Annotated in this window: 10 protein-coding genes; 3 read left to right on the top strand and 7 right to left on the bottom strand. The window is 49.8% G+C overall.

Annotated elements, in window-relative coordinates; translation table 11 throughout:
- Positions 1-264 precede the first annotated feature (264 nt).
- The 5 genes from HMPREF2675_RS05695 to HMPREF2675_RS05715 all read right to left on the bottom strand — a co-directional run bounded on the left by HMPREF2675_RS05695 (position 265) and on the right by HMPREF2675_RS05715 (position 5801).
- The gene (locus HMPREF2675_RS05695; RefSeq protein WP_009310824.1) at positions 265-957 is read right to left on the bottom strand and encodes an ATP-binding cassette domain-containing protein; all 693 of its coding nucleotides are present in this window, start codon (positions 955-957) and stop codon (positions 265-267) included.
- On the bottom strand, positions 957-1754 hold the full coding sequence (locus HMPREF2675_RS05700; protein ID WP_070814350.1) for an ABC transporter permease: 798 nt from the start codon (positions 1752-1754) through the stop codon (positions 957-959). The genes HMPREF2675_RS05695 and HMPREF2675_RS05700 overlap by 1 nt, the downstream gene beginning before the upstream one ends.
- A 103-nt stretch (positions 1755-1857) precedes the next feature.
- Positions 1858-2700, bottom strand: a complete 843-nt coding sequence (locus tag HMPREF2675_RS05705) for a GIY-YIG nuclease family protein (RefSeq protein ID WP_070814351.1) — start codon at positions 2698-2700, stop codon at positions 1858-1860.
- 147 nt (positions 2701-2847) lie between these two features.
- Positions 2848-3825, bottom strand: coding sequence for an ABC transporter substrate-binding protein (locus HMPREF2675_RS05710; protein ID WP_070814352.1), 978 nt, complete (start codon positions 3823-3825; stop codon positions 2848-2850).
- A gap of 56 nt (positions 3826-3881) precedes the next feature.
- On the bottom strand, positions 3882-5801 hold the full coding sequence (locus tag HMPREF2675_RS05715; protein ID WP_070814353.1) for a TonB-dependent receptor: 1920 nt from the start codon (positions 5799-5801) through the stop codon (positions 3882-3884).
- 308 nt (positions 5802-6109) lie between these two features.
- Here HMPREF2675_RS05715 and fumC point away from each other — a divergent pair, with 308 nt between their 5' ends.
- On the top strand, positions 6110-7498 hold the full coding sequence (gene fumC / locus HMPREF2675_RS05720; protein ID WP_070814354.1) for a class II fumarate hydratase: 1389 nt from the start codon (positions 6110-6112) through the stop codon (positions 7496-7498).
- Between the two features lie 50 nt (positions 7499-7548).
- Here the strand turns inward: fumC and HMPREF2675_RS05725 are convergent, their stop codons facing one another.
- Positions 7549-8073 (bottom strand): hypothetical protein, encoded by a 525-nt coding sequence (locus HMPREF2675_RS05725; protein WP_070814355.1) that lies wholly within the window; start codon positions 8071-8073, stop codon positions 7549-7551.
- 167 nt (positions 8074-8240) lie between these two features.
- Positions 8241-9620 carry an argininosuccinate lyase gene (gene argH / locus HMPREF2675_RS05730; RefSeq protein WP_070814356.1) on the bottom strand — a complete coding sequence of 460 codons (1380 nt, stop codon included), beginning with the start codon at positions 9618-9620 and terminating at the stop codon, positions 8241-8243.
- Between the two features lie 92 nt (positions 9621-9712).
- Here argH and HMPREF2675_RS05735 point away from each other — a divergent pair, with 92 nt between their 5' ends.
- On the top strand, positions 9713-10750 hold the full coding sequence (locus tag HMPREF2675_RS05735) for a sensor histidine kinase (RefSeq protein ID WP_070814357.1): 1038 nt from the start codon (positions 9713-9715) through the stop codon (positions 10748-10750).
- Between the two features lie 200 nt (positions 10751-10950).
- On the top strand, positions 10951-13536 hold the full coding sequence (gene acnB / locus HMPREF2675_RS05740; RefSeq protein ID WP_070814358.1) for a bifunctional aconitate hydratase 2/2-methylisocitrate dehydratase: 2586 nt from the start codon (positions 10951-10953) through the stop codon (positions 13534-13536).
- Positions 13537-13543 lie beyond the last annotated feature (7 nt).

Below are 13543 nucleotides of genomic sequence, written 5' to 3' on the forward strand. Positions count from 1 at the left end.
TTTTCAAAAACCGAATCGCGTTCGGATAACAGATTCGTATCTTTCGCTAAAGAGTCAAGCCTGCGGCTTGCTTACCCTCTCCCTAGCCCTCTCCCACGGGGAGAAGGAATTGGGCTGTCGAGCCTGAACATTTTCAGGTTTCCCTGACATCTGATTTTCAATTCTACGTTCTTTGATTTTCAGCAACCTGATCCCCTTTCCCCGTGGGAGAGGGTTAGTGAGAGGGCAACGAACCGCAAGGTTTGTCAGAAATTTAAATTCCTATCACTCATAATAATGAATCCCCTGAAACTCTCTTGCCACCACGGCTTCTTCAAAAGCCGAATCGCGTTCGGACAGCGGCGTAGGCAGGGTAATCACGTTTTGCACGTTCATGCCCTTAGTGGAAAGCAGCATGATTTCATGGCTCAGGCGTGCGGCTTCGAAGCGGTCGTGCGTTACCAGCATACACGCCATGCCCTGCCGCTCGATTTTTTCCACCAGCATGGCGACCAAAATATCGCGCAAATCGCGGTCCAAACCGACGAACGGCTCGTCCAGCAAGGCAAGGTCGCAGCCGCACAGCAGCAGGCGCAAAAATGCTACCCGTTTCGCCATGCCGCCGGACAATTCGGTCGGATATTTGTTCAAATCGCCCGCAGTCAGCCCGACTTTCGCCGCCAGCGCGATGATTTCGCCTTCATCGGGTTTGTCCATAAAAATAGCGATATTCTGCATCGCGGTCAAGTTTCCCGGCAGGCGGTTTTCCTGAAACAGAAAACCCGTTTTGCGGAAAGTATTGCGTATCGTGCCCGATTTTGGCGTTTCCAAGCCCGCAATCAGCCGCAAAACCGTCGTCTTGCCGCAGCCGCTCGGCCCGAACAAGGCTTTCACTTCACCATGTTGCAAGTTCAAACTGAAATCGCGCACGATGGGGTCGCGGAGAATTTCAAAACGCACGTTTTCAAGACAGAGCATCATCTTCTCCACGGCATAAACAAAATTTCCAAAGGCTTGGTAATTAGGTATTCAAACAGCGATACAAACACGATAACCAACACCACATAAGCCATCACCGTCGAAGTCTCCAGCATCGCCCTCGCGTCCGCAATCCGCGCGCCCACGCCTTCGCTCGCGCCCAAGAGTTCCGCCATAATCACCACCTTCACCCCCATCGCCACCGCCACGCCGATGCTGGAAATCACATAGCCCGTCAGATGAGGGATATACAGATAACGGATTTTTTTCAGACGGCCTAATTTATAAGCGTCAAACAATTCCTCATGCTGCTTGTTCACGCTCGCCATCCCGACCGCCGCACTCGCAAACGTCAGCGGCGCAACCAACACAATGATGGTAAACAACACGCTCGGATTGCCGAAACCGAACCAAAACAGAGCCATCACCACCCAAATAATCGGCGGCATCGCCAACAAAACCGTAATCACAGGCTTGAGCAACGCCATCGCTGTCTTAAAACTGCCCGCCACCAGCCCCGCCGCCAATCCCGCCGCCAGCGCAACCGAAATGCCCACCACCGACCGCCACAGCGAAATCCCGATTTCGTTTTCCTGAAAATGTTTCAATAAATCCAAAGACTTTTGAAACACCTCCACCGGCGCAGGCAGCATAAACTCGCCGAACACGGCACTGCCCCACGCCCACAACGCCACCACCACCATCGCCACGCCCAGACCGGCAAAGCCGCTCCAAAGGTAGTCGATGATGTAAAACACCGCAGGCTGCGGTTTGCGGATTTTGTCGGTCTTAATCATGGTTTGAGTATTGGTTTGTATTTTGAAATCAGCAGGTTGGGTATGTGGATGCTTTAATCCAATTTTCAGATTATTAGTGTTATTTTCAGGTAGTCAACAGTAACTACGGTGTACTGCAAATTGTATTAAGTTTTGCAATGGCGTTATAGTTATGGAAACGTGCATAAACACTGCATTTGTTGCTGTCTTTCAAATTAAATAAAGAGTCATACCAATAAGCAATTAATGCACGTCTGACCCCATCTTTTTTTAAAAAATCTAGCGCGATATCAAAGGTACCATTTAAAAAAATGGAAACCGCTCTCGGTAAAACTGTTTTGTAATAACTCTTTTCAATATATCCATGTTGTTCAATCCAAGAAATTGTTCCTGGAAAATCTAAAATTAATTTATCTAACAATATCATATGGGTGCTTTGTGTATTCTTTCTATTTAAGGTACTAAAAGCTACCTCATGAGACCCGATATTCAACGTAAAATATCTGCCGCCATTTGTTGACGGGAAAAGTGAAAATGTCCATACCCCTTGGTATTCCAACCAGTGTGCCAATCCGGACAATATGAATAAATTCTTTAGATAAGAACATAAATATTCATCTTGAAACATCCTATCTACTTTGGGTTTGTGAATAATCAGGTTTTCATCCAAATCATTCAAAGCATCAGATGCTTCTTTAACGCTTAAATAAAAAAGTTCCTTTTGGTTAGCCTGATTTGTATTTAGACAGCTTCTAAATCGATAATGCAAATAATGTTCTACTTTCCGCCAATTATTTACTTGTCTAAAATCTGCCAGTTCCCATTTTCCTAATTTTTTATAAGGTTCAGTTTGGTTGATTTCTTTAATACGCTTAATCGGTGGATAATTACTACCTCCAATTTTTACACTATCACAATTTTTAGAAGTCAAAATATAGACATATCCTATAGATTTAGTATCAAACATAATTTAAAGTACGCTTCTTCAAAATATATTTATTTTACATTCATAATAGCAAATTGGGTTATGACCAAAAATCTTATTATATCCGTTTGATGTTGTTAGTTTTGAAGCACCAAACTTTGGTGGGCGGGGATGCCCACCCTGAGGTTTTTAAGCCAAGAAGAACCCGTTATCCGGCAGCTTGCCGCCCAAGAGTTTCGGGTTGAACTGCATCAGAATTTCGTAAAACTTCAAAATCTCGTTCTTCACTTCGCTGCCTTTGGTTACCGTCAGCCGCGCACCGTCTAAGCCCATGACCAGGGCGGGTTCGGGGGCGGGGAGGTAGTTTTTGCCAATTTTCGCCGCGCTTTGGCGGTTGGCGAGTATCCAGTTGAGCGCGTTTTTCAAATCCTGATGGAAGAGGTCGAACTGTGCTTTGTGTGCGTGGAAATATTCTTCGTTGGCGATGATGCCCGCCATCGGAATCAGCTGTTTGGTGTCAAAAGCCTGCCCCCATGCTTTCACTAAGTCAAAGCCGCGCATGACGTTCACGCCCATGGTTTTGCCTTTGAGCATACTCGCGCTCGCCATCGGTTCGGGCAGGATGGCGGCGTGGTAGTCCTTGCTCAAAAATAGTCCGACTGCTTCGGGCGGCGTGGCGGTGTAAGTGATGCCGACTTTGTGTGCGTCGATTTTCAGTTTTTTCAACAAGGCTTGCAGCACGATGTCGGGCATGTCGTTTTTAAACGGCACGAGGATTTTTTTACCGATCAAATCCTGCGGCGAGGTAATCGCGCTGCCTTTGCACATTAGCTGCGTGATGCCGTTGGTCAAAATATTGACCATGCCGACTTTCTGCCCTTGGTTGCGCAGGTTCACGCCGACATTGCTCGGACTCATCATGACTTTAAATTGTCCGCTTGCTACGCCTGCACGCAGTTGATCGGGCGATCGCCAGATTTTCAGCGATACATCTGCCTGTTTCGCCAGCTTGCCTTGCAACGCCGCTACGGCAATGGTAACGCTGGGCATTGCCGGTGCGCCGTACACGGTAAACTGCTCTTTCCCCGCCGCCAACAGCGAAGGCGAAACGCCTGCGGCTGCCAGCGCGGCGGTCATTTTTAAGAAATCACGTCTTTTTAGTTCCATTTTTATCTCCTAATTCTTAATAAGCCAGTGTAGGCATTCTTTCAGACGGCCTGATTTTAAAAAGCCGCATGCAAACTCAACCAATATGTCCTGCCCGGTGCATACACCACGCTGGGCGACAGGGCGAGGACGTGGTCGCCGCTGATGTATTCGGCGTATTTTTTGTTGAACACGTTGTTCACGCCCAAGCGCAAGCCGTATTTGTCTTTAATGTTTACGCCTGCGTAAAGGTCGGCAACGGTAAAGCCTTTGGCGGCTTCGCGTTTGTCTATACCCAGACCGCTTGCCGCGTCAAAATCGCCGCGCGTTTGTTTTGCGACAAAGCGTGTTGCTGCGCCGATGTTGTAGCTGCCGTGGGCAAAGTAGTTTTTGTAGTCGGCTTGGACGGCGGCTTCAAACGGAAGGATTTGATAGAGCGGCCTGCCGTCGGTTTCATTGTGTCCGTAGTTGTAGGTAGCTTTGATGCCTGCCGCCCAATGCGGATTGAAGTTGTAACGCGCGTAGGCCTGCGCGGTAAACAATCGTGCGTCCACGTTGCGTGTGATGATGCCACCGCCTTTGGAAGCAGTGCCGCTTTGTCCGCGTGCGCGGTCAAAAATAATCAGGTCTTTGACTTTGTCCGCCACAAGCGTACCGCCCACGTTCCAGCCTGCGCCTGCCAACGAGTTCATGTAGCCGTTGTAGTAGTCGTTGCGGCTGTCGGCGGTAAGCTTGATGCGGTTGTGTTTTTCGGTTTTCAGCAGGGGGTTGCCTGCGATGGCGGCGGCTGGATTTTGGTTCATCAGCGCGCCGTTCATGCGGTTTTGCACGATGGCGGCAAGCGAGTTGAAGCGTTCAGTGTTGTCGCCGATGCGTTCTAAGTGAGCAAGGGAAACGCTGTATTTTTGCGTTTCAGACGGCGTGAAATCGTATTTGAGTTCGCCGGAGAAGGCATGACGGCGCACTTTGCCGTTGAAGTCGTAGCCGTAATGGGTTTTCCAGATTTGTTGCGATGAAGCGAAGGCGAGATTGCGGTTCATCGGATGGGCGGGTTGCGCCGTATTTTTGCGTACGTCCGCTTCGTTGGTTTCGTAGCTTAAGCCCAAGCCTAGTTTGTGTTGGTCGTCAAACTTGTAAGACAGGGTATCGGCAATGCGCCAGCGGTCGAGGTGTACATCGGCGAAACGGTAGCCGTTGAGGAAATCGCGCATGGGAGTGTGGGTGTTGCGCTCGCCGTTTTGGCTGTCGTTGCGGTAGCTGACGGCGGCGGTATTGTGGAATTTGCCGAAGTCTGCATCGTGTTTGAGCGAGAAGTCGTACACTTTGCGGTCAAGCTCTACGAATACTTGCTGCGGTGTGTTGTTTTGGCGCAGGGAGTAATTGTCGGCGCGGCGTTTGAGTTTGATGACGCCTGCTTCCGCGCTGACCGTATTGCTCAAATCGGCATTGCCCCAACGCGCGTTGAGTTTGGCGATGTGGCGCTCGGTGTCCAATGCGTCGTTGACGAATTGCGGCTGGCGGTCGTTATTGATGTCGTCGTGCAGATAAGTGAGGCGGTATTCCTGATTTTCAGACGGCACGAAACCGAGCACCAAAGCCTGATTGAAGCGGCTGTATTTCCAATCGGTCTGATTGCCATCGCCGTCTTTATAGCCGTTGGCTTTGGTGTGATTGAGGTTGGCCACGCCGTACACTTTTGCCCCGCGCGCTTGCGCGGTAACGGAATTGTAAAAGCTTTTGCCGTAAAAACCGCTGTTTGCTTTCAGCGGACGGAAGGCTTGGTCTATGTTTTCGGTAACAAAGTAATGATCGCTGCGGTCGGTGCGGTCGAATTGGTTTTCGGGGAAATAGCCTTGAGCAGCGGTCGGGGCAATCGGTTTGGGAGGGGAAAAGGTTTTGACAGGCTGGATTTCATCAGGGTCTGCCAAGGTTTTGGCAAAGCCGTTTGCGGTAGCAAAACTGCTCATTAACAGGTAAACCAAATGTTTTCGTTTCATCTTCATCTCCTGATAATCATTTTTATTCATTATGCTCTTGGAGAGAAACAAAGTAAAGAAACGATAAGGTATTTATTGTCGATAAATACCTAGCGCAAAATACAAATCGGCAAGGAGGAAAATTTTTAGAAGAGGGGAGCGGCGGCGCAGGTTGTATTTGCTCCGAAATCGGGTTTTATCTTCTATTAATATTTCAGGTTAATAAAGCAAAAGGCCGTCTGAAAACCCCTCTCTTTTCAGACGGCCTTTTGCTGGGTATAATAAATTTACGAATCATTATTATTTCTGTTTAAATATAGGAGAAACGCATGAGTACCCGTACCGAACACGACACTATGGGCAATGTCGAAGTCCCGTCCGAAGCCTATTGGGGCGCGCAGACCCAGCGCAGCCGCAACAATTTCAAAATCGGCGGCGAAACCCTGCCGCAGCCGCTGATTTATGCTTTGGCTCTGGTGAAAAAAGCCGCCGCCGCCACCAATGTTTCCCTTGGCAGGATTAAGCCTGAGCAGGCGGATTTGATTACGCAGGCGGCGGACGACGTGTTGAACGGCAAGCTCGACGGGCAGTTCCCATTGGTAGTGTGGCAGACCGGCTCCGGTACGCAGTCCAATATGAACATGAACGAAGTGCTGGCGAACCGCGCCAACGAAATCGCCGGTACGGGTTTGGCGGCATATCAGCCCGTCCATCCCAACGACCATGTGAACCACGCGCAATCGACCAATGACGCGTTCCCGACCGCCATCCACGTCGCCGCCGCGATTGAAATCAACCGCCACCTTATTCCGGCAGTAAAAGCCTTGCGCGATACATTGGACAAAAAAGCCAAAGAATTCGCTCCCATCGTCAAAATTGGCCGTACCCATTTGCAGGACGCGACGCCGTTGACTTTGGGACAAGAGTTTTCCGGATACGTTTCCCAGCTCGATCACGGTTTAGGCCGTCTGAACGATGCGCTTAAAGACTTGTATGAACTTGCTTTGGGCGGCACTGCGGTCGGCACGGGTTTGAACAGCCATCCCGAATACGCCGAAAAAGCCGCCTCCAAACTCGCCGAATTGTCTGGCTTGCCGTTTGTCAGCGCGCCGAACAAATTTGAAGCCTTGGGCGGACGCGATTCCGCCGTTGCCGCTTCGGGCGCATTAAAAACGCTGGCGGCAAGCCTGAACAAAATCGCCAACGACATCCGCTGGCTGGCAAGCGGCCCGCGCTGCGGTTTGGGTGAAATCAAAATCCCCGAAAACGAGCCGGGTTCGTCCATCATGCCAGGCAAAGTCAACCCGACCCAATGCGAGGCGATGACCATGGTGTGCTGCCAAGTGTTCGGCAACGACGTTACCATCGGCATGGCGGGCGCGTCGGGCAATTTCGAGCTGAACGTCTATATGCCCGTTATCGCTTACAACCTCTTGCAATCCATCCGCCTGCTGGGCGATGCGTGCAACAGCTTCAACGAAAACTGCGCCGTCGGCATCGAACCTGTACCGGAAAAAATCGACTATTTCCTGCACCATTCCCTGATGCTGGTTACTGCGTTAAACCGTAAAATCGGCTACGAAAACGCCGCCAAAGTCGCCAAAACCGCCTACAAAAACGACAAATCGTTGCGCGAAACCGCCATCGAATTGGGCTTGTTGACAGGCGAAGAGTTTGACGAATTGGTTGTTCCTGCCGATATGGTTCATCCGCGTTAAGCTTTAATAATGAAACATGCCGTCTGAAAATGTGTTCAGACGGCATGTTTTTATGCTTCGCTTGTCTTTTCTTCGAATAGGGCAAAAATCATTGGCAGCAGATTGATGCCCATTAGAAATATGATTGAGCTCAAAAATGTACGCCAGGCGTAATGCCACGCTTCCGTTCTGTCTGCTTGGTGAAGGAGCGATGCAGTATAGCGGTTGTGTAGGGTTTTTGCGGTGTCATTGTTTTCCAAATAATCCAACGAAAGTACCAATAATTTGCCCGTGTCTTTGTGTTGTAAGAATTTGGCATGTTCAACCCAGATGCCCGGCTTGGCGTGTTCGCATAAAGATTCAATGCCGACGCAAGAGGCTAAGCTGTTTTGGTTGTTTTGCAAAATCGACAGCTCGTTTTTTTCAGCCTGCATGGCTATGGGGGAGGTTTGATGAAGGTATGCGCTCATGCCGCTGCGCTCTATTGCTTGAAAATCATGGAGCTGGCTGAATCCGCCATTTTCCCAGGCGACGAATACGGCATAGCATCCGCAGCATAGGCAGATCATGATCAATTTTAAGACAATGTTTTTCATCCTTGCTCCTTTTGTATGAAGATGGCGGCAAAGTCAGGAGGCGTGTTTTCTCGTTTGAAGGTAAGTTTAGGTTTATCTGTTTTTATTGTGAGGTTGAGTGTAACATAGGTAATCAAAAGGCCGTCTGAAAATTTTCAAACGGCCTTTTATTGTGTGTTTAGACGGGTTTAAGCCAACAATTCACGCCAGCGTTTGACTTGGAAACGGACTTGTTCAGGTGCGGTACCGCCCAAGTGGTTGCGCGCGTTTAAGCTGCCTTCGGGTGTCAGCACGCTGTACACGTCGTCGGTAATCAAATCGCTGAAACCTTGCAGGACTTCAAGCGGCAATTCGCTCAAATCAACGCCAGCTTCATCAGCATGGCGCACGGCTTGGGCAACAACTTCGTGGCTGTCGCGGAAAGGCATGCCTTTTTTCACCAAGTAATCCGCCAAGTCGGTAGCCGTTGCAAAACCCTGCATTACGGCGGCGCGCATATTGTCGGGTTTGACGGTCACGCCGCGCATCATGTCGGCGTAAATGCGCAGGGTGTCGATAAGCGTGTCGGCAGTATCAAACAAAGGCTCTTTGTCTTCCTGATTGTCTTTGTTGTATGCCAAAGGTTGCGATTTCATCAGGGTAACCAGGCCGATCAGGTGGCCAATTACGCGACCGGATTTACCGCGCACGAGTTCGGGTACATCGGGATTTTTCTTTTGCGGCATGATGGAAGAGCCGGTGCAGAAACGGTCGGCAATATCGATAAAGCCGAAACGCGGACTCATCCACAAAATCAATTCTTCGGAAAGACGGCTCAGGTGAACCATAATCAGAGAAGCGGCAGCCGTGAACTCAATAGCAAAATCGCGGTCAGATACGGCATCGAGCGAGTTTTGGCAGATTTGTTCAAAGCCCAACAGCTCGGCGGTAATTTCGCGTTGAATCGGGTAGGTGGTACCGGCAAGGGCTGCGGCACCGAGCGGCATACGGTTGACGCGTTTGCGGCAGTCGGCCATGCGCTCGAAATCGCGGCCGAGCATTTCAACATAGGCGAGCATGTGGTGCCCGAAGCTGACCGGTTGGGCAACTTGCAGGTGGGTAAAGCCGGGCATAACGGTTTCGGCGTTTTGTTCCGCCAAATCAACCAAGGCCGTCTGAAGGTTTTGAATCAGGCTTTGAATAACGGTAATTTGATCGCGCAGCCACAGGCGGATGTCGGTAGCGACTTGGTCGTTGCGGCTGCGGCCGGTGTGCAGGCGTTTGCCGGCATCGCCGATTTTGTCGGTAAGGCGGCGTTCGATGTTCATGTGGACATCTTCCAAATCCAGCGACCAGGAAATCGTTCCTTCTTTGATTTCTGCTATAATCTCGGCCATGCCCTGACGGATGGCGGAGAGGTCGTCTTCGCTCAAAACGCCCGACTGTGTCAGCATTTGCGCGTGTGCCAGCGAGCCTTGGATGTCCCATTCTGCCAGTCGTTTGTCAAAATCAATCGAGCCGGTATATTTTTTGACCAGCTCGGAAACAGGTTCGTTAAAACGGCCTGACCAGGTTTTGTCCTTGCTCATATCAGCATCCTTAAAATATAAATAAAAAACAGGGTCTACGTCTTCAATATAGCAGACCCGTCTATACATTATGAAAGAAAACGGTTGAAATCATGTCTATTATACGTCAAATAAACCAGAATTTCGCAGTGCCGGATTTGCGCAATTCCGCAACTTTGGTGCGCCTGCTTATTGTTCTATTAATCAGTTTGTTTATCTTTCCGTTGATGACGGTATCAGGCGTGCCTTATCCGGAACAGATTTTCCAACATTTTTCATGGGCTTGCCCCGTCATCCTCTTAATTTTACTTAAGGTCTATTTTTTACAGGCATTTGCGCCGTCCCTGCTTCGCTCGCAGTATAGTGTCGTGATTTCCTACGTCTCCAACCTGCTGATTTTCTTGTTTGTCGATGTAGTGATTTTGAAGACAGAGATGTGGCCGCTGATTCAACACTTCTTTTTGCTGACCTTTTTTTGTTTCAGTTTCATGTACATCGAAGCCGCCCGCCGCAACAGCCTTGTGCCTTCCATTTCCGAAGCCAGGCTGAGCGCGTTGACGGCGCGTATCCGTCCGCATTTCTTGTTTAACAGCCTGAATGCCGCCATCAGCTTAATCCGTCTGCGCCCGTATGATGCGGAAACTTTGCTGGAAAATCTGGCCAACCTGTTCCGTGCACAGCTGCGCGACGGCAGTCAAAACAGTACCTTGGGGCAGGAAATTGAGTGGGCGCAGGAATATATTGCCATCGAGCAAATCCGCATGGGGCATATGCGCGTACAGGTTATGTGGCAACACCATGCGCCCGACGATGCGGAAACGCCGCATCTGCTGCTGCAGCCGCTTTTGGAAAATGCCGTCTTTCATGGTGTCGAATCCACCCACCGCCCAGGGATAATTACGGTATTAACAAAATTGGAAAAATCCTCTATTTTCATCAGTATCGAGAATCCGTGCGGAACGGAACCTAATGAAAATACCAAGCCGCATAAAGGCAATTCTATGGCCTTACGCAACCTGAAAGAGCGCCTGACTTTGATGTATGACACCGATGCAAAAATCAGAAGCATCCAATCAGACGGCCTGTTCCGCGTTGAAATCATATTGCCGTACCGTAAAAAATCAGCCGAAGTTTCCCGTCTGTTTGGCTAAAACACCTAGAAGAGGGCGGCTTTAGATAGGTTGGACTATTAACACATTAAACAAAATAGTTTAAATTTATTACATTCAGCAACATAACTGTTCCCATTTTTTGAAAACTGGTCTATGATGGTCAAAAGGATTGTTCACAATCCTTAATTGCAAATCATTTGCAACTGCCCAGAAGAAAAAACAGAAAAAGGAACAAAGAGATGTTAGAAGCCTATCGTAAAGCCGCCGCCGAGCGCGCCGCCCTTGGTATTCCCGCCCTTCCTCTGACTGCTCAGCAGACTGCTGATTTGGTTGAGCTGCTGAAAAATCCACCTGCCGGTGAAGGTGAATTCTTGGTTGAGCTGTTGGCTCACCGCGTACCACCCGGCGTGGACGATGCTGCCAAAGTTAAAGCCTCATTTTTGGCTGCCGTTGCCGAAGGCAGCGCATCCAGTCCGCTGATTTCCCCTGAGTATGCTACCGAGCTGTTGGGTACCATGCTTGGCGGTTACAACATTCATGCACTCATCGAACTCTTGGACAACGACAAACTTGCACCTATCGCTGCAAATGGTCTGAAACACACTCTGTTGATGTTTGACTCTTTCCACGATGTTCAAGAAAAAGCCGAAAAAGGCAATAAATACGCGCAAGAAGTATTGCAATCTTGGGCAGATGCCGAATGGTTCACTTCTCGCGCCAAAGTTCCAGAAAAAATCACTGTTACCGTCTTCAAAGTCGACGGCGAAACCAATACAGACGACCTCTCTCCTGCACCTGACGCATGGAGCCGTCCTGATATCCCTCTGCACGCGCTGGCGATGTTGAAAAACCCGCGCGATGGCATCAATCCTGACAAACCTGGCGAAGTCGGTCCGATTAAATTGTTGGAAGAACTCAAAGCCAAAGGCCATCCGGTTGCTTACGTTGGCGACGTGGTCGGTACTGGTTCTTCACGTAAATCTGCTACCAACTCCGTGATTTGGCATACAGGCGAAGATATTCCGTTCGTGCCGAACAAACGTTTCGGTGGCGTATGCCTGGGTGGCAAAATTGCTCCTATTTTCTTCAATACTCAAGAAGACTCCGGCGCACTGCCGATTGAAGTCGATGTTTCCGCGCTGAAAATGGGTGATGTCGTCGATATCCTGCCTTATGAAGGCAAGATCGTGAAAAACGGCGAAACTGTTGCCGATTTTGAATTGAAATCACAAGTATTGCTGGATGAAGTACAAGCCGGTGGCCGTATCAACCTAATTATCGGTCGCGGCCTGACTGCCAAAGCGCGCGAAGCCCTGAAACTGCCTGCTTCTACCGAGTTCCGTCTGCCTCAAGCACCTGCCGAAAGCAAAGCCGGTTTTACCTTAGCCCAAAAAATGGTTGGTCGCGCCTGCGGTTTGTCAGAAGGCAAAGGCGTGCGCCCAGGTACTTACTGCGAACCACGTATGACTACTGTCGGCTCGCAAGATACTACCGGTCCGATGACTCGCGATGAATTGAAAGACTTGGCTTGCTTGGGCTTCTCAGCAGATATGGTAATGCAGTCTTTCTGTCACACCGCCGCTTATCCAAAACCTGTCGATGTGAGAACCCATAAAGAATTGCCTGCCTTCATCTCTACCCGTGGCGGTGTATCCCTGCGTCCGGGTGACGGCGTGATTCACTCATGGCTCAACCGTCTGTTGTTGCCTGATACAGTTGGTACCGGTGGCGACAGCCACACCCGTTTCCCTATCGGTATTTCTTTCCCTGCCGGCTCCGGCTTGGTTGCTTTCGCAGCAGCTACTGGTGTAATGCCGCTCGATATGCCTGAGTCTGTATTGGTACGTTTCAGCGGCAAACTGCAACCGGGCGTAACCCTGCGTGACTTGGTGAACGCCATTCCGCTGTACGCGATTAAACAAGGTTTGCTGACTGTTGCCAAAGCCGGTAAGAAAAATATCTTCTCCGGCCGCATCCTCGAAATCGAAGGCCTGCCTGATTTGAAAGTGGAACAAGCCTTTGAATTAACTGACGCGTCTGCTGAACGCTCCGCTGCAGGCTGTACTGTGAAGCTCAATAAAGAGCCGATTATCGAGTACATGAAATCCAACATTGTGTTGATGAAAAACATGATTGCCAACGGCTATCAAGATCCGCGCACTTTGGAACGCCGTATCAAAGCCATGGAAGCATGGTTGGCAAATCCGGAGCTGCTCGAAGCGGATAAAGATGCCGAATACGCCGCCGTGATTGAAATCAACATGGACGACATTAAAGAGCCGATTATTGCCTGCCCGAACGACCCTGACGACGTGTGCTTCATGTCTGAACGCTCCGGCACCAAAATCGACGAAGTGTTCATCGGTTCGTGCATGACCAACATCGGCCACTTCCGCGCAGCTTCCAAACTCTTGGAAGGTAAAACCGACATCCCGGTGCGTCTGTGGATGGCGCCTCCAACCAAAATGGATGCGAAAGAGTTGTCTGACGAAGGCCACTACGGCGTACTCGGCCGTGCAGGCGCGCGTATGGAAATGCCGGGTTGCTCATTGTGTATGGGTAACCAAGCACAAGTACATGAAGGCGCGACTGTAATGTCTACTTCTACCCGTAACTTCCCGAACCGTTTGGGTAAAAACACCTTTGTTTACCTCGGCTCGGCTGAGTTGGCGGCAATCTGCTCTAAACTGGGTAAAATCCCGACAGTTGAAGAATACCAAGCGAATATCGGTATCATCAACGAGCAGGGCGACCAAATCTACCGTTACATGAACTTCAACGAAATCGACAGCTACAACGAAGTAGCCGAAACCGTGAATGTTTAATGTAACA

Source organism: Neisseria sp. HMSC061H08, from assembly GCF_001836795.1.
Taxonomy (GTDB): domain Bacteria; phylum Pseudomonadota; class Gammaproteobacteria; order Burkholderiales; family Neisseriaceae; genus Neisseria; species Neisseria subflava_A.